This window comes from Cytobacillus firmus, from assembly GCF_023715565.1.
Lineage (GTDB): Bacteria > Bacillota > Bacilli > Bacillales > Cytobacillaceae > Cytobacillus > Cytobacillus firmus_C.
Window position 1 is genome coordinate 1 of the sequence record NZ_JAMBOJ010000036.1, and the last position, 20,462, is coordinate 20,462.

Sequence of the window (20,462 nt, forward strand, 5' to 3'; positions counted from 1 at the left end):
TTTCGCAAAGTTTGTTGCTATTTATATTATATTTACTGAGTTGATTGTAGTGGAGGGTGCGAGACTCCTACGGGAGTAGCGGGACAGGTGAGACCCCACAGACGCGTAGCGTCGAGGAGGCTCACCGGCCGCCCCGTGGAAAGAGAGCATCCTCTCACTGCAATCAACGGACAACATTGATAAGCGAAAAACAACAATTTATACGAAAAGAGCCAAAAGGAAAGAGGTTTGAGGATTGCTTCATATATTCGACTAATGGCATGTCTGACCAGAATCCTCTCGACATGAAAAAGAGCAGTACTGTTAATACAAATATGTAAATAGTAAAGCCTATTCCCATGAGTAATCTAATAATTTTCTTCATCTTTATCTCCCGCAAAAATGAGTCTTTGATAATACTAACATAATTTTTCCATATTTTTAATCATCAGCTATTATATGAAAGTATCGCAATACATAGGGGAGATTTTAAGAAAATGCCTAAGTAGATTAATAGAAATATTTTAGAAGATGAGGACATCTTAAAAAGGAGCCGTAAGGAGGCTGAGGCAAGATGTTAAAAGGGGAATATTTGGAAGAAATGCTCAGCTGGGGGAGCCCCATATTTATATAATGAAAATGGATGGTTTATTGGTCAGTTTGCGATAATATATAGTTATGGAATTTTCTTAAAATGTATAAGAAGAGGTGTGCAGTATGGGAATAATGCTTGGTCTGGTTCTGGTCATCTTAATTTTTGCTGTGGTTGCGACTTTGCTGCTGACAGGTAAGGCTGATGAGAACTACGAAAGTTCAACAAAACAGAACACAACTAATTTAACCTTAATATATGTTGTTATTATCTTTTTCGGATTAGCTGCTCTTGGCATTTATATTTGGCGAATTTAGATACAAAAAAAAGACTTGAAAGCGGTTCCCCGTCCGTCAATGCCGGTTGAAATCAAGGAAATGCCTGAACCCTTAGTGGGTTCAGGTTTTTTTATGCCTGCAGGATGGACGTGTTTCAATGCCACTTACCGTCCCTATCTGGCGTGTCGCCTTTATGCTGGTGACAAATGGAAATTAGCCGCCTATACTAAATCTATAAAGTTATAGAGAGGAGGAGCCAGCTCCTTGAAAATCCTGCTAGACATCGATCCGCACAATGAAGAAACCTCTGTGACTATCCATTGTAAAGAAATCACCCCTGTCATCCAGCAAATCCTCGAATACCTCAAGAAGAATGATACCGGCTTAATTGTCGGGAAGGATGGAGAGAACCAGCACTTAATTAAGCCTGATGAAGTCCACTACTTCCGATCAGAAGGCGACGCAGTTACAGCAGCCACTTCACAAGGAATTTTCAAGGTGAAAGTAAAACTGTATGAGCTTGAACAATCTCTCCCATCCCACCGATTTATCAGAATATCCAAGTCTGTCATAGCAAACCTGTACGCCATGAGCCACTTTGAGCCATCCTTTAACGGGACACTCTGTGTTCACTTTAAATCGGGCGAGAAAGAGTATGCTTCACGCCATTATGTTGGACAGATAAAGGAAGTTTTAAAGATGAATAGGAGGGAGAAGAAGTGAGGACATTTTTGTACAGAAGCATGCTTGGCATATTTTTTGGGGGATTCATTTCTACAGCGGCGGCCATAGCCTTAATTTATTTTGGCGGCCAGGCGACTTTGGACGGCCAGGCATTTATCCTAAACGCATTAGGATTTATTATCAGCGGCTGGCTGTTTACGGTTACTCCGTTATATTTTGAAATCCGCTCACTCAGCCTGCCCATTCAGACAGCCCTGCACTATCTTACCATCACGGTTGTTTATTTCACTCTAGGGCGTTGGGTTGGCTGGATTCCGATTGGGGTGAAGAACTTTTTCATTTACCTTGCCATCTCACTATTGGTTTACGCAATTGGCTGGATTAGCTTTTATCTTTACTTCAAAAACGAATCGAAGAAGCTGAATAAGGATCTCGAATGTCTGGAGTAAGAATCGACAGTGGTATACAAGTCACGAAGGATATACAGACGGAATCTGAATATCATGGCTGTTTTGCAAATAGACATTAGGGATAACCTATTTAGGAGGTGAGAAATCATGAAGATGAAGACAATTTGTATAGCGACTTTACTGATTTTTCTTACAGGATGCACCAGTGATCCGCCCGTTAAGGAACAAACAGATGAAGGAAAAATCGAAAACAGCGATCAGGAAAATGAAAACGCGGAGCCTGAAAAAAAGGAGGAACCAGCTCAAAAGGAAGCATCAACTCCAGAGGAAGTAATAGCTGAAATAGAAAAGCAATTGAGCACTGATGTTCCAATTAAACTTCCTGAAACACTGAAGTTAGACGAAGGTTATCACTTAACAGCCAAAACTGATTCTGATCAAGATTCTTATCAGGTTGTCATTTTCCAGACAGAAGAAGTAATTCCTATAAACGACGCTAAATTGGACCAGTTAAGTGATGACTCCATCCTTGCGGTTCTGTCCGGACAGAATTATGAAAGTGAGGAAGCAGCCTCTGAACAAATTTCATACCAGAATTTTGAGCAAATTGGAGGAGAGTCGGTTGATCTTGGATATTCCATCACAGGTTACCAGGATGCAGGGGCGGGTTCCGTTTTCCTTAGCTGGAATGAGGGAAGATGGGCATTTACATCTCGTGCACGGACAGAGGATTCTGATATCCTGCAGACCGAATCCAAGAAAATTGTAGAATTCCTAGAAAGCAACATGCTGCCGCCTCCTAAAAAGTATGGATCTGGCAAATTTGACACAATCAGCGAGCATTCACGCGATCAAATTCTTGCCTGGCAGGAGGAACAAACTGTCTATAAGATTGAAAAAGCTGAAGGAGCCCTAAAGACCCTGGGAATTGCAGTATCTATCAAGTAGTAATAATGCCTGTTCACTTTATCATAAGTGATGCAGGCATTTTTTTACACCATCACGGACTGTTATTGCAAGTCGGAAGCAGAAAAATGCATCTTATCTTATCTATCCTGCGTGTCGTTAAGTATTTGGAAACAATTGGAAATATTGATCCTATACTGAATATATAAAGTTGATTGGAGGATTGAGATGGAAAGTGTCATTTCTGTTAAAAATTTATCTAAAAGTTTTGGTGCCACCCGGGCAGTAAGGAATCTGTCCTTTACTGTTTACAGAGGTGAGATTTTCGGGATTATCGGGCCAAACGGTGCAGGAAAAACAACAACACTTGAAATACTTGAAGGAATTTCTATACCAAGCGGGGGAAAAGTCGAAGTGCTTGGACTTGTGCCAAGCAAGCAGCTCCGTGAATTAAATAAGAAAATCGGAGTGCAGTTTCAAGCCACATCCATTCAGAAGAAAATGAAAGTAAAAGAAGCGCTGGATCTCTTTTCATCCTTTTACGAAGGTCGGACGCAAAAAGACTATTTAATAGACTTGCTTGGTTTAAACGAAAAAATGAATGTGAAATTTGATGATCTATCCGGCGGCTGGAAACAGCGGGTAACACTAGCCTTAGCCACTCTGCATGAACCGGAAATCCTTTTTCTCGATGAACCGAGCATGGGGCTGGACCCTTCAGCAAGGAGAGAAATATGGTCTTTGATCAGGCTGTTAAGAGATAGGGGCAGCACCATTGTGGTAACCACACACTATATGGAGGAGGCAGAGCAGCTTTGTGATCGGGTGGCAATGATCTACAGCGGTCAATTGAAAGCCCTGAATACACCACATGAACTGCTGAATGAAGGGGCGGCAGACTGTCTGGACTTTAAGAGTTCAGGACTTAGCCGTGAATATCTACAATCCCTCCCTGGTGTTGAACGAGTTGAAAATAATCTGGACGAATACAAAGTGTACTGTGATGATCAGCAGACAACAGCTTATCACATTTTCACTCACTGCCAGGAAAAGGGGATAACTCTTTCAGACTTCAAGTTTGAGAAGGGATCACTCGATGATTTATTTGTCCAGTACGTAGAAAAGGAGAAAATCGGATGAAAGCCATCGTAAAACTTGCCGGCCTTGAAACGAAAATGTTTTTTAGAGACCGTCTGAGCGTGTTTTGGACATTCCTGTTCCCAGTTGTGATGATTTGGCTGTTCGGTTCTATGTTTGTCGGGAACAACATGAGCCAAAAGACTTTTGCGGAATATTTTGTTCCTTCATGGATAGGCGTCAACATCGTAACCACATCCTTTTTCACTCTGGGAACCGTTTTAACCAATTACCGGGAAACAGGTGTATTGAGAAGGTATCAGTCAACACCGCTTCAGCCATGGAAAATCCTCGCTGCCCACACCTTTCAAGGGACTGTCATCTTTTCCATATCCGCCTTTCTTCTCATGGTCTTTGGCATGCTTCTTTATGACCTTACTCTGCCGGTTTATATTGGCAGTACAATGTTATCATTGCTGATCAGTATCCTTGCTTTTTTTCCTTTTGCATTATTCCTGACCTCCCTGGCTAAAAATACACAATCGGCAGCAGCAATCAGTTCTCTGTTTCTGAACCTGATGCTATTCCTCTCTGGAGCGACCTTTCCGCTTGAGATGATGCCGACGGTTCTGCAATATGCAGCTAAAGTTCTTCCGCTTTATTATGTGATTCAATTGCTGAGAGGGACATGGAAGGAAGCGCCCATTACAGAATATGGTTTTGAGGCGGCTGTACTGATAGGAATTTCTATTGTGTCTGTTGTGCTTGCAGTGCGGTTCTTTCGGTGGAGCGGGAAATGAAAATTATCTTGTGCCCTAAGAAATTAGGTCAATTTATTTTGGCGTTTATAAACATTATAGAAGAAAGGGTGGTAACGAAGATGGAGATCTATCAAGCTTCACTGGAGGATTTAGAAGGAGTGTCCGTTTTGTTTAATTTATACCGTGTGTTTTATAACCAAACAGCGGATACGGAAGCGGCAGCCGGGTACATAAAAGAACGATTAACAAAAAAAGATTCTGTCATATTTGTGGTGCGGAATGAAGGTAAGTATCTTGGCTTCACTCAACTTTACCCGACTTTTTCTTCAATATCTATGAAAAAGGCATGGATCTTGAATGATTTGTATGTTGATGCAGAGGCGAGGAAGCAGGGAATTGGGGAAATACTTATAGACAAATCGAAAGAGCTTGCTGCTGAAACAGGAGCAGTGAGTATCAGCCTCAGTACTGCTCCTGATAATTTCTCTGCACAAAGACTTTATGAAAAAATTGGATTTAAGCGTGATGAAAAATTTTTTCATTATGAATTGATTACAGCTGAATAATGGTGAATGAGGGCTTTCAAAAAAGAAAATAGGAAAGCCCTTTTGTATATAAGAGGTATTGACATATTTAACTGTAATGATTATCATTACAGTATATCCTTTGGAGAAAGAAAAATAATTACTCTTGAATATTAACTGTAAAAAAAAATATTACATTTATAAAAATATCAATCGAGGGAGTGTTATAATGGTGAATTTATTTTTATCATCCAGCTGCGGTTCCTGCCGGAAAGCACGGGCTTGGCTTGAGGAACATCAAATCGAATATGTGGAGCGGAACATTGTAACAGAGCCTCTTACAGTAGATGAAATAAAATCGATTCTTCGCCTTACTGAGAATGGGACTGAGGAGATTATTTCAACTAAATCAAAGACTTACAAGGAGCTGAACGTGAATATAGATTCCATGCCGCTGAAAGAGTTATATCAATTAATCATTGATAACCCGCAAATCCTGAAGAGACCGATTATGGTGGATGAAAAAAGACTGCAGGTCGGCTTTAACGAGGATGAAATCCGAAGCTTCCTTCCGCGAAAATTCCGTACGTTTTCGTTCAATGAACTGCAAAGGTTGGCTAACTAGGAACTGCTTTGATTTCTTGACAAGCTAATCTGTAAATCATAACATGACAGTATACAGCACAATATAGGAGGCCGGCCATGAATAGCGATTTTACTCTTGCCATTCACAGTTTAACGTATCTCGCTCTGCAGTTGGATCGCATGTCAACAAGTGATGCGATTTCTGAAAGCGCATGTGTCCACCCGGTCCGCATCCGAAAAGTCCTAAGTTTATTAAAAAAACACGGATTTATCAAATCAAAAGAGGGAACGGGCGGCGGATTTATTTTTGCCCGGGATTTAAGTGAAGTGAATCTTTGGGATATTTATAAGATTACATCTGAAGGTGCCCTTCAGCCCAAGTGTCCGAATTCAAATGAGGCGTGTGTAGTGGGTGCCAATATGCAAAGAGTTCTGATCAGCATCTTCTTAGGCGCAGAGGAACATCTCGGTGAATATTTGAAGCACTATACCATAAAAGATATTGTTGATTTAATCTATAAAGAAAATTAATTGGGAGCTAACAAGCTTTCTATCATTAAAATGTAATAAAAAAAATTACAGATCAAACAAAGAGGTGGGAGAATATGATGTCAAACCAGAATGCCTTTTTAAAAGCAGGGGATTGGGTTAAAGGCAAGTCCCGTGAAGGGGAGCTAATCATTGGCTATATCGAAAACCTTGAAGAAGGAATAATTAAGACAAAGGTGATTTCGAGTGACAATAAAACCATTGAAGGCAAAATCATTCCGCTGCAGAGCAAACAGGTTACGAAAATGCCGGCAGCGAATGTGGCCAACAAGGAACAGATTCATTTCCTGATTGATCTTGCTCTTTCCACTGGAGATGAAGAATGGTTCTTTGAATTGACCTCGAAGCTGAACTCAATGAGAGAGCTTGTGAAGGGTGTTAAATAAATTCGGATAAGTGCCTGTGTCAGACTGCTTACAGCAGTCAGATGCAGGCACTTTGTTTTATTGTGCAGGGGGAATCAAATTAAGGAGACATTAAAGCGCCTGTCAATGGTGAAAGAGGGTTATCTATTGATTATCGGCCATCCTGGTGATGTTGCCGAGGTCATTCGCAGAATTGTTAATATTTCCAAAAATGATCAAACGTGATATATATGAAGGAAAGGCAAAAAGCGATAAAGGCTACATTTGGTGAAAAGACCACATGTATTATCCATGCAAATTCATAACGGGGAGTGATCTCTTATCAAACACATTATCAGTAAAATGCTTACAAGAAAGATAATAGCTGCATCCATAACAGGATCGCTGTTCGCCGTTATGTTAGGCCTGATTATAGTAGATCCGTTTGGCGGAGAAGTTAATTCAGCCGGAGAGTACTTTCAGGGGGTGTTAGTGTCCACTCCCTTTTATCTTATGTATAGCTTTCCGGTCATCCTGGTTTATGGCACAGTAACTTCTATTATTAGTGACTGGATAGCTTTATTTATTTCGAATCATACCAACAGGAAACTGGAATTTTATATTTCATTACTCATTCACTTGCTTTTTGGATTAATTCTGCTTGGATTCAGATTAGCTGCAGCTTTATTATTTTTTGTTACGGATAAATTATTACAGCGAAAACAAATCGGGGGCTGGAGGTATGCTTTGAAATCTTTAGGTTTACCGGTTCTCATCTGGATAGTGTTTATGGGTGGCGTATATGTTATGGATCCCTTTATATGAATGATAAGAAATAGCCGTTTTTCGGACAGTGGCGGCTTTTTTTCATAATGGGGTTACTTTCCAAATTAATACATGATACCATTTGAAAAAGAGGTGGAAAAATGTACCTGTTTCTTTTTGTTTTTATTCACATCGCAGTAGGGTGTGCTCTCATTTATACATACGGTAAATTACCCAAATTGTTATCCACATTTGCATTCGTTTTTCTGGGTATGAGTTTTCTTTATTGGGGAGCAGTGTTAATCAATTTTGTCTATTAGTTCAGCTGTCGAATGGCGGCTTTTTTATTTTTGTAAAGGAAGTTACAGAGGAGGATCACATGAAGAAGAGGGATTTGAAAAAGTATCTTAAGAGAATGATACTAATGTTATTAGTGTTCTATTGTGTATATAGTATTTTTATAAATCTCGGTTACAGAAATCATATTAAACAAAGTCAGGGAAAAAATTACGAGCATGTGCGGACTATATCTGTAATTGGGGATAATTTGGCTCACCGGCTGGAGGAATTTATGCAGATACCTATTGAACAAGAAGATGAAATGCAGGAACAATTGTTTGATACATGGAGGGTTGTAAGAGGTGAGAGCAGCAGTATTAAGTCCTATTTGTCCGGTATGTACACAATACATATGGAGGATAAGATAGAGGAATGGAATTTGCTTCAATATAGCTTGTCTCACGCTGATATGTTTTTAGATGACATGACTAATAAGTTTTTGAAGAACAAGTCATATCGGATTAGCGATGAAGAAAAAGAAAAAATGGAAGCAGTAATTTCTGTGTATCGAAATGTCAGCAAAGAAGCGGAACAGGAATCTGTCGATATAGAAAGTCTCCTGGAATCTATACAGGAACCCATGCTGGTTATAGATAATTATTATTCAGAAGCCCTTCAAAAAAAACATATAAGAAGTAAAAAAATCCCCCAATAATGGGGGCTTATTCACCAAGTATAAGCTCCTTCACATGTATTTGCTTTTGGTTCATAGTAGCAATGTTTTTTGTATTGACCTGCGAAAGGCTGGTCGTACCAGGTTGGCGGACATGCAGCGTATGGATTGAAATACCAGAGTGCAAATTTGGATGGATGCTGTCTCCAATAATCTAAGGTTTGTTTGGCCAATTTTTTTTCCACGCCTCTTGCTCTGTTATAAAAGACATTTCCTTTCTGTACAGCTTCAAAAGAATAATTCCCTCCCTGTACCTGAAAAATGACCTGCGGGATGGTTCTTAAGCCTTCAAAGTCGAGGCAATTTGCTTTTCGCCGATTGACGATTACATTCCCAACCATCAGCATCCCGAGTTTTCCTTCACCTTCGGCCTCTGCCCTCATCATCCTTGCCATTAATGCCACATCGCTGTCTGTATATTGTACTCTTGGCACTTTTAATCACCTCTAAAGAATTGTATTAAGAAATTCTGCAAACATGATAAAAGGTTTAAAATAAGTCGGGAAAATATTAATTGGGGGTGCATACCGCATTGCGTTAAGCACCCCCTTATCAGGTATAAGAATGTTGATTTTAGTGAGTTTGCTAATTTATATGCTATATCCGTTAAGGAAATGCAAAAAAGTAAACATTTGTGAAACTTTCTTCCTGGGAGTTCGTACCATTAGTTAAAGAGGTGGATGTCTTGAAAACTCAAAAGGAAGCAAGCCTGAAAAAGTTATTATATGGTTTTGGTCTATTTATTTTCGGAGGTATGGTTTTAACTAATATGACAAATCCGCTGCCTTCAATGGAAAAAACCATGGAATTCCTGTGGTTTATTTTGGGGAGTTTTCTAATCTATTATTTTTTAGTGCATGTCTATTTCAGGGGAGGATTATGGAGGAAAATATTTTACCTGATTTTAATTCTGCTATGGGGGATTAGCATCTGTATGGCTATTTATCTTGCAGGAAACTTAACAGTTCACTAAATGGTTAAGAGGCTGGGATGGTTTGAGAAGACTAATAAAAGTCAGCAACATTGTATTTTTGCTGTTTTTAATGGCGGGCTGCAGCGTGCCGAAAACTAATGTGGACAACTTCCAGGAAGCAGTCTCTGATGTAGAAAAAGATCTTGTGAAATTTACAGCGGATGATAATAAAATAGAAATTGTTATGTTTAATAAAGGCGATTTTCCAGAAGATATACATTAAAAGCAATTAAAGAAGAAACTCTCCATTATTACGATCAGCTGAAAAAAGAATCTATTTCAATTCCTTTTCCTTCTAGAGTATATTTACATCTATATAATGAGGAGAAAATTAGTTATTCAAGCGGAAATACTATACACCTTTATTTGGCGGAAAACAGAAATTACCCTCTTGTGCACGAAATGACCCATGTATTTTGGGGACATAGTAATGATAATATTACACAAGAAGGTCTGGCCATTTTCATGCATGATTCCTATTCGGACAAAAAGGTGTTTCCTAATTTTCAGGGAGATATCGATGACATCACGAACTATTTATTGACGCAGGAAGTGTTCCTGCCTCTGGAGGTTCTGATGCAAAATGATCAAATCTTTTCAACTCAACTTCAAACTTAAATAAAGATTCTTACTCTTTAAGGTGGCTGGCGTATAGTGAATCTGCTTCATTAACGAGCTTCCTTAATTCTGAATATGGCATAGAAAGCTTCCTGAAAATATATGATCAGCCGAATTTAGCTAAAGAACTGCATACTGTTTACGGAAAAACAATACAGCAGCTTGAAGATGAGTGGAGAGAGTTTGTTCAAGAGAAACCCGTCCGAAATGAAGAATTGCTTCATAGCTATAACTCTCAGCTTCCTGGGATTATTCAATCACTTAGCAGTGAATAAAAGTTCTTTATTAAATGAATTTTATTGAGGCAAATGCCTAGCTGCACTGCCCATAGTACATAATACAAAGTATGCCAAGTGCCTGCTCCATTAATGGAACAGACACTATTTTTATCTTTGCTTAACTGGCTCCCTTAGGAACACAGGTGCAGATATCCCCATTTTTGTTTTTCCAGGCCTCTTTTTAAGTGCGGAGAATAAGAAACAACCCGCAAGGACAATGATGCTTCCGGTGGCTTGTGTCCAGTTCATGATCTCTCCCAAGAAGATAAAAGCTAAGAGGGCTGTGAAAATCGGATTAAAGTTTAGGAACAGTCCTGAAGTGCTTGCTCCAAGCTTGCTGATCCCGATGTTCCAGAGCACCATGCATAAGACTGTTGAAATTAGTCCTGTATACAGAATGTTTAAAAGAAATGAGCCACTGACATCTGTAACGGTAAGATCAGCAGTACCGAACGGCAAAAGCACCAGGAGGCCAAATATGCCGGAGTAAAGAATGGACATCATTGGTGAAACGAATGACAAGGCCCATTTGCTGCAGACTGAATAGATTCCCCACATGCCCACTGCAGCCATCATATAAAGATCACCGGTATTAAACTGCAGTAAGACCAGCGTTTCCAGGCTTCCTTTTGAAAGGACCAGCAGTACGCCAAACAATGAAAGGAACATGGACATGAGCTGCAGTGTGTTTATTTTTTCTTTTAGAAAAATGAAAGAGAAGCCAGCAATGGAGAACATATTTAAAGTAGATATTAAACCAACGCTGGTGGCTGATGTTTTCTCCAGTGCCATGAATTGAAGTGCCTGAAACAATGCTACGCCCGTGATGCCCATCATCCATAATGGCAGAACGGCTTTTTTCGGCGGAAGCAGCCGTTTCTCTTTATGCCAAACAAGAGGAACGAGACAGATAATGGCAATGGCCCATCTTAAAATGGTTAAGGTAATAGGAGATGCATGATCCACAAGCGTTTTTCCAACAATAAAATTTCCACCCCAAAGTAAGCTGGTTAATAGCAGAAGCAGGTAATATTTCACGTCATTTAGCTCCTTTTCAGAGCCATTGTGCACAATGACATTGTTTATATGAATAATTTTAGCATTTTTTATAAAAACCAAAAGATAATTTTGTATAATGGGATTAATTCGAAATAATTAAATGTTTCTTAGAGGATTAGAATAAAATATTCATTTCGAGCGTTTGATTTGAACTGAATTTGGAATAATTGAAAAGGGCGGATGGACAGTGGAATCAATTGTAAGCAGGGTATTGGATCACCTGGATATAAAAATCTTGGATTTGCTCCAAAAGGACGCGCGGATCAGCAATCTGGAACTGTCGAAAAGAGTGAATCTGTCGGCTCCGGCTGTACATGCCAGAATCAAGCGGCTTGAAACGGAAGGGTATATCCAGGAGCATGTTGCTATCCTAAACCATGAGAAGCTTGGCTTTGATTTATTATGCTTCGTGTTTATGAGCACGAATATGCACCAGGCTGATAAACTGGAGTCCCTTGAAAAGACGCTGGAATCCATGAAGGAAGTTTTAGAATGTCATTGTTTAACAGGAGAGTATGATTATTTGCTGAAGGTCGCCTGCAAGGATCGCAAGGGACTTGAGATGTTTATCAGGAAGCTCAATGAATTGGGGATTACAAAGATTCAGACCAGCCTGGCTTTGAGGGAGATCAAGGATTCGACGGTGCTGCCGATCAAGGAGTAGTCTTTTAAAACTATAAAAGCTCATTCTGCTGGCAACGGCTATTATTTGCTTTTGGCAGGTGTTTAAAACAAACCTTATCAGGAAAAATACCTATTAGAACATATACAAGGGAGGAAGTGAATAATGCCATACGATAAACTAAGCGATCTGCCGGACTCTGTCAAAGATAATCTTCCTCATCACGCCCAGGAAATATTTAAAGAAGCGTTTAACTCTGCAAGTGAAGAGTACGACGAAGAAGAAACAGCCTTTAAGGTAGCGTGGAGTGCAGTGAAGAAGAAATATGAGAAAAATGGTGATGATAATTGGGTTAAAAAGGAAGAGTAGAATGGTAAAAGGTGTCCCGTTTGAGGACACCTTTTTAATCATCTTCCGCTTCATTTTCTACATATCTCTTCAAATTCTCGTATTGCTCTTCAAACACAAATTTAGCTGTCCAGCCTAAAAGCTTGGTAGTCAGCTTATAAAAGAGGCTGCTCGGAATCAGGCTTGCCTCTACAATCAGGCGCGTCCCATCATGCTCCCTTGATAAGAGGTACCTTGAAATGCTTAATCCCTCTTTGGAATGGGAGTGCATAACCACTTTATAAGGAGCCTCATATTCGATCAGTTCGGAATCAATTTTAAGAATTTTTTTATCCAATTTCTGAACGGTGACAAACTTTGTCCCGGGCTGCGGGACTGGTTTATTTTCCTCATTGTCATAAATGTTTTCGATCAGCATGGTATTCCAGAGCTTTATTTTTTCATCTTCATCCACGTATTTAAAAACCAGATCAATGGGGGCGTGAATAACATCTTCATATCTATAAACCAGTATTTCTTTCATGTTAAAATCCTCATTTCAATTTAATCAAAAGCACCTTACTAGTTTTTTCGGCAAAGCTTGCCGGAGATTAATAAAGTCTGCTTTTTTGTAAATTTTTCTGAAACTAAATAAACCCTCATCCGTATATTCAGATAAGGGGTGATGGAAATGTCAGGAATAATTATAACGGGTTTCTTACTTGTTATTTTGATTGGTATTAGTGGTTCCAAACCATCTAAAAGTACTTATGACAGCGGGAATTCCTCCTCCCATTATTTTATAGGAGATTATAGCAGCAGCTCGGATAATTGTAGTAGTTTTGGAGAAGATGGAGGCGGCTGCGGTGGAGGCGGTGACTGAATAAGATAAGGTCCGTAACAGAGCGTTGTTCATAGAGTGCCTCCTGATTTAAAGGGGCACTTTGGTTATGCAAGGCAGGATAAAGGAGAAAAGGCTGCAAGGGAGAGTTTAATATGTTTAAAGTCCAGATAAGAAGACCAAAGGCTGCGGATATAGAAGAGCTGGACCAATTCTTTAGAACAGTGATTACCGATACATTTCATAAAGAAGGTATAGGGGATCTGCACGAAGACGTGGAAAAAGAGATAGAAGCCAAGAATAGTTATCTGCAGCATGATCTGTTAAGCGGCGGCAAAGATAGGTTTTTTTTAATTGCCTTAGCTGGTGAGAAGATTATCGGAACGATTGAATACGGCCCTGCAAGTGAGCTCATAAACAAATGTACAGAAGGAGCACTCGGCAGTCTTTATGAAGTGGGAACAGTATTTGTACATCCTGACTATCAGAATTCAGGCATAGGCAATCAATTGCTAACTGAAATGTATTTAACTCTAAAGAATAGAGGTGTGGAAGAGTTCTGCCTGGATTCGGGCTATAAACATTCACAAAAGATATGGGAAAAAAAGTTTGGAGAACCGGATTATTTGTTTAAGGATTATTGGGGGGACGGGGCTCATCATATGATTTGGCGGGTCAGGGTTCATTCTGTTATGTAGCCTCCCAATTCTAAAGATATTTTTGGAGGTTGCTGATCACTTATGAACTAATACTGTCGCTTTAATGCTCTATGGTTCATTTGTAGCCTCCAATTCCTTTTAATTAAATTACCTCTTTATTCCCCAATTATAGACGAATTTTCATCTGAAGAACCTGCAGATTATAACATTCCCTCAATTTACTCTTTACCCATCCAGCTAAATAATGACCTTCAGTAACTTACATTATACTAGGCATTAAACTCGATTAATTTAATGTCAATTACATAGATTCAAAGAAACAAGAAAGTACTTTAAAATGAACGTATTTTCAGTATTGGTGCAAGAATAATGAAAAGCGTTGAAAGCGATTTCAGATTCGTTGTACTGAGGTAGTTTCGAATATATGATACGGGTAGGAGGTTAAACATCGAGATAAAAAGGGGGGCAATATTAATGAATAAAGTGTTTGAAAGAGCACAGCAGTTTGGAAAATCATTCATGCTTCCAATTGCGGTTTTGCCGGCAGCAGGTTTGTTATTAGGAATTGGCGGAGCACTATCTAATCCGAATACGGTTTCAGCTTATCCTTTTTTGGATATCAGCTGGCTTCAAGCTATTTTTACAATTATGAGTGCGGCCGGTTCTATAGTTTTTGCCAATTTGCCGATCATTTTCGCGGTAGGGGTAGCCATTGGATTAGCGCGTACAGATAAAGCGACAGCTGGTTTAGCAGCAATGATCGGTTATTTTGTAATGAACACTACTATTAGTGCTTTGCTCTCATTAACTGGAGACTTAGCGAAGGATAACCTGGCAGGGGCAGGTCAAGGAATGGCTGTTGGTATTCAAACTTTAGAAACGGGTGTATTTGGCGGAATTATCGTCGGGATAACTGCCGCGGTACTGCATAATAAATACAATAGAATTCAGCTGCCTCAGGTATTGGGATTCTTTGGTGGATCTCGCTTTATTCCTATTGTTGTTTCATTTGCCTCAATATTTGTAGGAGCCATTTTATTCGTGGTCTGGCCATATTTCCAAGCTTTGATCAATGAGCTTGGATCTTTAGTTACAGATACCGGAGAAATTGGCACACTTTTCTACGGCTTTATTTTACGTATGCTTGGACCGCTTGGGTTGCATCATATTTTCTATCTTCCATTCTGGCAAACAGCTCTTGGCGGAACGCTGGAGATTGGCGAAAAATTGGTCAGCGGTACACAGAATATCTTTTTTGCCCAGCTGGGTGATTCTTCGACTGAGCAATATTACGAAGGGGTATCAAGATTCATGTCTGGCCGTTTTATAACAATGATGTTTGGTCTCCCAGGAGCTGCTTTAGCCATCTATCATTGCTCTAAAAAGAAAAATAGAAAAGTGGTAGCGGGAATTTTGTTATCAGCAGCGTTAACATCCTTTTTGACTGGTATCACAGAACCGCTTGAATTTAGCTTCCTATTTGTAGCGCCACTTCTTTATTTAGTGCATGCCATTTTCGATGGTTTTGCTTTTATGATGGCAGACATTTTCAATATTACTGTCGGTCAAACCTTCTCAGGCGGATTCATTGATTTCATTTTATTTGGAATTCTTCAAGGTGCTGATAAAACGAATTGGCCATATGTGCTATTGGTGGGTATTCCCTGGTTCTTCTTATATTACTTTACGTTTAAGTTCTTAATCAGGAAAAAGGACTTCAAAGTTCTTGGACGTGAGGATGAGGAACAGGCAGCAGAACAAGTTTCAGCTACAGATCGTGCCAGAACGATTGTAGAAGGGTTAGGCGGAACAAATAATATTGATATTGTCGATTGCTGTGCGACTCGTCTGCGTGTAAGCGTTAAAGATGATTCTCTTGTAAAAGACGAAGTCATTAAGCAGACTGGATCAAAAGGAATTGTGAAAAAAGGAACTGGTGTTCAAATTATTTATGGACCTCAAGTCACCATAGTTAAAAACGAAGTAGAAGAATATTTAGGTCAGTAATAATAACAAGGACGTGTTTTAAATGCATCAAGTGCTGGATCAGATAAAAAATGGACTAATTGTATCTTGCCAGGCTTTAGAAGGGGAACCTCTTCATAGTCCATTCATTATGGGACGTATGGCATTAGCCGCAAAGGAGGGAGGGGCAGTTGGCATCAGGGCTAACTCTGTCCCTGATATCCGCGAAATAAAAGAACAAGTCGATCTTCCGGTAATCGGCATTATCAAACAGGTATATAACGACCATCCTGTCTTTATTACACCAACCTTGAAAGAGATAGATGCTATAGCTGAGACTGGTGCTGAAATCATTGCTACAGATGCAACGAACCGGATCCGTCCGGATGGAAAGAGTCTGGAGGAATTTTATCAGGAAGTAAGGGTAAAGTATCCTCATATTCTGCTGATGGCGGATGTTTCTTCAGTTGAAGAAGCTATTTTTGCTGATAAGCTAGGCTTTGATATTGTCGCACCCACATTATATGGCTATACAGAAGAGACAGAGGGCTTGAAAATCGATGATCATGACTACGCGGTGATCAAGCAAATTGTAAAAGAAGTGAAACATGCAAAGGTTTTGGCAGAAGGCAATGTTTCAACCCCAAAAATTGCCCGCTCGGTACTGGATATTAATGTTCACTCGGTTGTGGTAGGCGGTGCGATTACCAGACCCCAGATCATCACGAAAAGATTCGTAGATGCTATGAAAAAGTAGACTCGGCTGAAAATAACTCTGGATAATATCTGGGGTATTTTCAGTTTTTTGCTTTATTGGGCTAGTTATAGGCAGTTCATAATTTTTCGTCCTTTAATCAAAAATATGGTCATCATCTTGTATAATGGACATAAGGATTATCTAAAAGAGGAGAAATAATATGGAGTATCTCGGTGAAAACCTTTTGCATGGCATAGCCTGCACCATGGAAAAATTCACAAACTCTGAGTCGGAGTTAGCAAAATATATTATTGAAAATCCTGATGAGATCAGCCTATTATCTATCAATCAAATTGCTAAAAAAATTCACATTTCCCCGGCAACCATCACACGTTTTTGTCAAAAGATCTCCTTTTCAGGTTTTAATGAATTTAAACACGAATTAAAAAGATATATTGATTTAAGGAACAAACCGGCAGTGAATAGCGACATCAAAAAAATTGATTACTTTTCTAACCTTTATCAAAACCATTTGGAAATCATTGAAACGACTTTTAGGAAAATGACTTATGCTGATATTCAACAAGCTGTTTCTCTTATGAACAATGCAGGGAAAGTGCATGTATACGGTATCGGCAACTCAGGGATAGCAGCACAGGAATTCAAGTGGAAGTTTTTCCGGATTGGGATTCAGGTTGAATCGATTACTGACCCTCATCAAGCCGTGATGGATGCTGCATTAAGTTCAGGCAGAAGCCTTATAATTGGAATATCTGTTTCAGGAAAAACAAAAGAAGTCATTGACGCAATTAAAATGGCTAAGAAGCAAGGAGCATCAATCCTTGCCATCACAAGTGATAAAACATCTGAGCTCTCCAAGTTAGCAGATTTATCCCTTATCGTTATGGGTAAAAGCAGTATGCATATGGGGCAGAATATTTCTCCAACTTTGCCGCTTTTCCTGCTCTTTGACTTACTTTATACCGAACTCGTTGCAAAGGATTATGTCAATCGTGTCCAGATAAGAGATAAGACGTTGAGGGCATTAAAAGATATTAGATAAACTAGTACATATAAATTAAGCTTGGGAAGTACTCATCATGAAGGCTCTTCTGCTGTTTTGGCACTATGAGATGAATTTAATAAAATTATACCGCCGATAATCAGCATGATGCCGGCTATCTTGAGGCTGCTGAAAGCTTCCCCCCAAGTAATGGCGCCTATCAAAGCAGTTAACGCAGTCCCTGCCCCGGCCAGATGGCGTAAGCCAGACTTAATGGAACGGTTTTAAGGCATAATGATAATGAATAGAATGAAAGTGCATAGCCAATGACGACTCCTGCAGATGGACTTGATCATCATTTTCCTCATAGTACAGGCTGGACAATCGTCTTCTATGGCGTATTGGTGGCCATTGCACTGCTTGGGTGGTTTGCTCCGGGCAAGAAACAGACCGAGGGTGAAGCTTTATAAATATAAATGCGCTGATCTATGGACTAGCGCACTTTTAAATAAAAATGATTGCCTGAACCGGACTTTGCTGGTATGATAAGTGTAATTTTAATGAAACGGAGGTTTTCCTTTTGACAGCATCAATCAGACTAAGAAGCCCGCTTTTCAATCGTTAATTGAATACGTTTGAAAGCTCTGCCTGTGTTCAGAGCAAAGGGATTGGTCTGTCTGTTTAAGGAAACCTATATTTAACGGTATTTTCTAAAGAGGAGATGAATTTCTTCTCTTTTTTGCTGTCTTCAGAAATAGAATGTATAGAACGGAATGATCAGCTGAATACAGGCAAAGCTTGTTTTTATTAAATATAGAAATGAGTGATTAGCAATGAATACAATAAATACTAATCTGCAGGAGAATTGGCTGAAGAATATTATTCTATTTTTAAGCAGTCAGACGATCTCACTTTTTGGATCGTCCCTTGTTCAATATGCCATTATGTGGCATATTACGTTAACGACAGAATCCGGTTTGATGATGACTCTCTACATTATTTGCGGGTTCATTCCGACCTTCTTTTTATCACCGGTCGCGGGTGTCTGGGCAGACCGGTACAACCGGAAAATATTGATTATTTTTGCGGATGGCCTTATTGCCTTTTCCACATTGATACTTGCTATTCTGTTTTTAATGGGATATGAATCCATCTGGCTGCTGTTTGTCATGGCAGGAATTCGTGCCCTTGGAACAGGAATCCAGACTCCCGCAGTCGGGGCGATTCTTCCGCAGATTGTCCCGAAGGAGAAGCTGACAAAAGTGAATGGGGTAAATGGAAGCATACAGGCTGTCATTATGTTTGTTTCACCAATGGTCAGTGCCGCTTTAATTGCAATGGCCTCACTTGAAGTTATCTTCTTCATCGATGTCATCACAGCGGTAATTGCCATTATAACCCTGATGGCTTTTGTCAAAGTTGCAGTGCATGAAAAAGCAGCAGCGGAACAGACAGCGAGCTACTTCAGCGACTTTAAACAAGGGCTGCAATATGTCAATAGCAGCCCGTTTCTGAAAAAATTCTTTCTATTCTTTGCGATCTTCTTCGTCCTAATGGCACCTGCTGCCTTCCTGACACCGCTGCAGGTTACCCGAACCTTTGGCGGAGATGTGTGGCTTTTAACTGCAATTGAAATTGCCTTTTCAGTCGGCATGATGGCTGGGGGTGGAATTATTGCTTCCTGGGGTGGATATCCAAATAAAATTACAACCATGACCCTTGCCAGTCTCATCATGGGGATCTGCACCCTGGCACTTGGCATCGTACCGATTTTCTGGATTTATTTATTGTTCATGGCTTTATTCGGGATTGCCATGCCAATTTTTAATACACCGGTAACTGTGTTGCTTCAGGAAAAAATTGAAGAGAATTATTTAGGCAGAGTATTTGGTGTCATGGGGATGATCTCTACCTCTATGATGCCAATTGGGATGCTGATATTTGGCCCGATTGCAGATGTCATTGCCATCGAATGGCTTCTTGTGGGAACAGGGGCATTCATTATTCTGTTAGCTGTCATTTTAGGACGGGATCAGGTGCTTCTGGAAGCCGGGAAGCCTGAGCTGAGTGAATCGTAAGGAGTTTGATAAAATAGAGCTGTCATATTGGCAGCTCTATTTTCATGTGAAAACAGGGAAGAAAAGTACAGAAAGAGAATAGTTATACGTAGCATCATCTAAGGAGATGCTCATACTAGGTGAGCTTATAAAATTGAAAGGAAAGTGTTTAAAGATGGATTTACAGACAGTTATGCAGGAGCTGGAGGCTCTCGGCAAGGAAAGGACCAAGAAAATATACATATCAAACGGCGCACAAGAGCCGCTTTTTGGCGTTGCAACAGGTGCAATGAAACCGATAGCTAAGAAAATAAAAAGAAATCAGCCTTTGGCGGAGGAGCTATACGCCACAGGGAATTATGATGCCATGTACTTTGCAGGCGTAATTGCAGATCCTGAAGCCATGACCGAAGCGGATTTTGACCGCTGGATGGATGCTGCTTATTTTTATATGCTGTCCGATTATGTGGTAGCCGTTACGTTAGCTGAAACAGATATTGCACAGGATGTTGCCGACAAATGGATTGAAAGCGGGGAAGAACTGCGGATGTCCGGCGGCTGGAGCTGCTATTGCTGGCTTTTGGGGAATCGTCCGGATGCTGAATTTTCCGAAGAGAAGCTGTCTAAAATGCTTGATAAAGTGAAAGATACCATCCACGACTCTCCGGAGCGTACGAAATCTGCTATGAATAATTTTGTCTATACCATGGGTGTTTCTTTTTTGCCGCTCCATGAAAAGGCGGTTGAGATTGCAAAAGCCATTGGTCCGATCGAAATGAAAAAGGGCAAGAAAAAAAGCACGATCCTGCAGGCTTCAGAAAATATCCAAAAGGAAGTGGATAGAGGAAGGATTGGCTTTAAACGGAAATATGTAAGATGCTAAAACTGCTATGGGGG

27 protein-coding genes and 2 pseudogenes are annotated in these 20,462 nt (G+C 40.0%); 25 read left to right on the plus strand and 4 right to left on the minus strand.

Annotated elements, in window-relative coordinates; translation table 11 throughout:
- The first annotated feature begins 696 nt into the window (after positions 1–696).
- The 12 genes from M3205_RS15060 to M3205_RS15115 all read left to right on the plus strand — a co-directional run bounded on the left by M3205_RS15060 (position 697) and on the right by M3205_RS15115 (position 8,448).
- On the plus strand, positions 697–888 hold the full coding sequence (locus M3205_RS15060) for a hypothetical protein (protein WP_251170674.1): 192 nt from the start codon (positions 697–699) through the stop codon (positions 886–888).
- Positions 889–1,113: 225 nt separating this feature from the next.
- Positions 1,114–1,572, plus strand: a complete 459-nt coding sequence (locus tag M3205_RS15065; RefSeq protein ID WP_251170675.1) for a LytTR family DNA-binding domain-containing protein — start codon at positions 1,114–1,116, stop codon at positions 1,570–1,572.
- A complete protein-coding gene (locus tag M3205_RS15070) occupies positions 1,569–1,982 on the plus strand; it encodes a DUF3021 domain-containing protein (protein ID WP_251170676.1) in 414 nt (137 codons plus the stop codon). The genes M3205_RS15065 and M3205_RS15070 overlap by 4 nt, the downstream gene beginning before the upstream one ends.
- Before the next feature lie 108 nt (positions 1,983–2,090).
- Positions 2,091–2,891, plus strand: coding sequence for a hypothetical protein (locus tag M3205_RS15075; RefSeq protein WP_251170677.1), 801 nt, complete (start codon positions 2,091–2,093; stop codon positions 2,889–2,891).
- A 186-nt stretch (positions 2,892–3,077) separates the two neighbouring features.
- On the plus strand, positions 3,078–3,989 hold the full coding sequence (locus tag M3205_RS15080) for an ABC transporter ATP-binding protein (RefSeq protein ID WP_251170678.1): 912 nt from the start codon (positions 3,078–3,080) through the stop codon (positions 3,987–3,989).
- Positions 3,986–4,726 (plus strand): ABC transporter permease, encoded by a 741-nt coding sequence (locus M3205_RS15085; RefSeq protein WP_251170679.1) that lies wholly within the window; start codon positions 3,986–3,988, stop codon positions 4,724–4,726. The genes M3205_RS15080 and M3205_RS15085 overlap by 4 nt, the downstream gene beginning before the upstream one ends.
- A gap of 80 nt (positions 4,727–4,806) precedes the next feature.
- Positions 4,807–5,253, plus strand: a complete 447-nt coding sequence (locus tag M3205_RS15090) for a GNAT family N-acetyltransferase (RefSeq protein WP_251170729.1) — start codon at positions 4,807–4,809, stop codon at positions 5,251–5,253.
- A 187-nt stretch (positions 5,254–5,440) separates the two neighbouring features.
- The gene (spxA, locus tag M3205_RS15095; protein ID WP_251170680.1) at positions 5,441–5,836 is read left to right on the plus strand and encodes a transcriptional regulator SpxA; all 396 of its coding nucleotides are present in this window, start codon (positions 5,441–5,443) and stop codon (positions 5,834–5,836) included.
- A gap of 77 nt (positions 5,837–5,913) precedes the next feature.
- Positions 5,914–6,327 (plus strand): RrF2 family transcriptional regulator, encoded by a 414-nt coding sequence (locus M3205_RS15100; protein WP_251170681.1) that lies wholly within the window; start codon positions 5,914–5,916, stop codon positions 6,325–6,327.
- A 74-nt stretch (positions 6,328–6,401) separates the two neighbouring features.
- Positions 6,402–6,731 (plus strand): IDEAL domain-containing protein, encoded by a 330-nt coding sequence (locus tag M3205_RS15105; protein ID WP_251170682.1) that lies wholly within the window; start codon positions 6,402–6,404, stop codon positions 6,729–6,731.
- A 321-nt stretch (positions 6,732–7,052) separates the two neighbouring features.
- Complete coding sequence (locus M3205_RS15110; RefSeq protein WP_251170683.1) at positions 7,053–7,514, plus strand: hypothetical protein; 462 nt, start codon at positions 7,053–7,055, stop codon at positions 7,512–7,514.
- 319 nt (positions 7,515–7,833) lie between these two features.
- Positions 7,834–8,448 carry a hypothetical protein gene (locus M3205_RS15115; RefSeq protein ID WP_251170684.1) on the plus strand — a complete coding sequence of 205 codons (615 nt, stop codon included), beginning with the start codon at positions 7,834–7,836 and terminating at the stop codon, positions 8,446–8,448.
- Positions 8,449–8,459: 11 nt separating this feature from the next.
- Here the strand turns inward: M3205_RS15115 and M3205_RS15120 are convergent, their stop codons facing one another.
- On the minus strand, positions 8,460–8,900 hold the full coding sequence (locus tag M3205_RS15120) for a cell wall hydrolase (protein WP_251170685.1): 441 nt from the start codon (positions 8,898–8,900) through the stop codon (positions 8,460–8,462).
- A gap of 242 nt (positions 8,901–9,142) precedes the next feature.
- Between M3205_RS15120 and M3205_RS15125 the strand changes: the two genes are divergently transcribed.
- The 3 genes from M3205_RS15125 (at position 9,143) to M3205_RS15135 (ending at position 10,057) form a co-directional block, all read left to right on the plus strand.
- Positions 9,143–9,439, plus strand: coding sequence for a hypothetical protein (locus tag M3205_RS15125; RefSeq protein ID WP_396105826.1), 297 nt, complete (start codon positions 9,143–9,145; stop codon positions 9,437–9,439).
- Between the two features lie 22 nt (positions 9,440–9,461).
- Entirely contained in the window at positions 9,462–9,662 is a 201-nt protein-coding gene (locus tag M3205_RS15130; RefSeq protein WP_251170687.1) for a hypothetical protein, read from the plus strand.
- A gap of 143 nt (positions 9,663–9,805) precedes the next feature.
- Complete coding sequence (locus M3205_RS15135) at positions 9,806–10,057, plus strand: hypothetical protein (RefSeq protein ID WP_251170688.1); 252 nt, start codon at positions 9,806–9,808, stop codon at positions 10,055–10,057.
- A gap of 386 nt (positions 10,058–10,443) precedes the next feature.
- On the opposite strand, the gene M3205_RS15140 is transcribed toward M3205_RS15135, so the two are convergent.
- Positions 10,444–11,373 carry a DMT family transporter gene (locus tag M3205_RS15140; RefSeq protein WP_251170689.1) on the minus strand — a complete coding sequence of 310 codons (930 nt, stop codon included), beginning with the start codon at positions 11,371–11,373 and terminating at the stop codon, positions 10,444–10,446.
- 208 nt (positions 11,374–11,581) lie between these two features.
- On the opposite strand from M3205_RS15140, the gene M3205_RS15145 reads away from it, so the two are divergent.
- Together M3205_RS15145 and M3205_RS15150 are read left to right on the plus strand one after the other, a co-directional pair.
- On the plus strand, positions 11,582–12,058 hold the full coding sequence (locus M3205_RS15145; RefSeq protein ID WP_251170690.1) for an Lrp/AsnC family transcriptional regulator: 477 nt from the start codon (positions 11,582–11,584) through the stop codon (positions 12,056–12,058).
- A gap of 123 nt (positions 12,059–12,181) precedes the next feature.
- On the plus strand, positions 12,182–12,385 hold the full coding sequence (locus tag M3205_RS15150) for a ChaB family protein (protein WP_251170691.1): 204 nt from the start codon (positions 12,182–12,184) through the stop codon (positions 12,383–12,385).
- A gap of 34 nt (positions 12,386–12,419) precedes the next feature.
- On the opposite strand, the gene M3205_RS15155 is transcribed toward M3205_RS15150, so the two are convergent.
- Positions 12,420–12,887: an SRPBCC domain-containing protein gene (locus tag M3205_RS15155; RefSeq protein ID WP_251170692.1), complete on the minus strand. Its 468-nt coding sequence runs from the start codon at positions 12,885–12,887 to the stop codon at positions 12,420–12,422.
- A gap of 147 nt (positions 12,888–13,034) precedes the next feature.
- On the opposite strand from M3205_RS15155, the gene M3205_RS15160 reads away from it, so the two are divergent.
- The 5 genes from M3205_RS15160 to M3205_RS15180 all read left to right on the plus strand — a co-directional run bounded on the left by M3205_RS15160 (position 13,035) and on the right by M3205_RS15180 (position 17,568).
- Positions 13,035–13,226 (plus strand): hypothetical protein, encoded by a 192-nt coding sequence (locus M3205_RS15160; RefSeq protein ID WP_251170693.1) that lies wholly within the window; start codon positions 13,035–13,037, stop codon positions 13,224–13,226.
- 113 nt (positions 13,227–13,339) lie between these two features.
- Positions 13,340–13,882 (plus strand): GNAT family N-acetyltransferase, encoded by a 543-nt coding sequence (locus M3205_RS15165; protein WP_251170694.1) that lies wholly within the window; start codon positions 13,340–13,342, stop codon positions 13,880–13,882.
- Between the two features lie 435 nt (positions 13,883–14,317).
- Complete coding sequence (locus M3205_RS15170; RefSeq protein WP_251170695.1) at positions 14,318–15,850, plus strand: maltose/glucose-specific PTS transporter subunit IIC; 1,533 nt, start codon at positions 14,318–14,320, stop codon at positions 15,848–15,850.
- A 22-nt stretch (positions 15,851–15,872) separates the two neighbouring features.
- Positions 15,873–16,565, plus strand: a complete 693-nt coding sequence (locus tag M3205_RS15175) for an N-acetylmannosamine-6-phosphate 2-epimerase (RefSeq protein ID WP_251170696.1) — start codon at positions 15,873–15,875, stop codon at positions 16,563–16,565.
- Positions 16,566–16,725: 160 nt separating this feature from the next.
- Positions 16,726–17,568 (plus strand): MurR/RpiR family transcriptional regulator, encoded by an 843-nt coding sequence (locus M3205_RS15180; RefSeq protein WP_285886426.1) that lies wholly within the window; start codon positions 16,726–16,728, stop codon positions 17,566–17,568.
- Positions 17,569–17,603: 35 nt separating this feature from the next.
- Here the strand turns inward: M3205_RS15180 and M3205_RS15185 are convergent.
- A pseudogene (locus M3205_RS15185) lies at positions 17,604–17,854 on the minus strand (DMT family transporter); the annotation flags it as partial.
- 1 nt (position 17,855) lies between these two features.
- Here M3205_RS15185 and M3205_RS15190 point away from each other — a divergent pair.
- The 3 genes and pseudogenes from M3205_RS15190 to M3205_RS15200 form a co-directional block, all read left to right on the plus strand.
- Positions 17,856–17,978, plus strand: a pseudogene (locus tag M3205_RS15190) (TerC family protein); the annotation flags it as partial.
- A 363-nt stretch (positions 17,979–18,341) separates the two neighbouring features.
- Positions 18,342–19,586, plus strand: a complete 1,245-nt coding sequence (locus M3205_RS15195; protein ID WP_251170698.1) for an MFS transporter — start codon at positions 18,342–18,344, stop codon at positions 19,584–19,586.
- Positions 19,587–19,740: 154 nt separating this feature from the next.
- Positions 19,741–20,448: a DNA alkylation repair protein gene (locus tag M3205_RS15200; protein WP_251170699.1), complete on the plus strand. Its 708-nt coding sequence runs from the start codon at positions 19,741–19,743 to the stop codon at positions 20,446–20,448.
- Positions 20,449–20,462 lie beyond the last annotated feature (14 nt).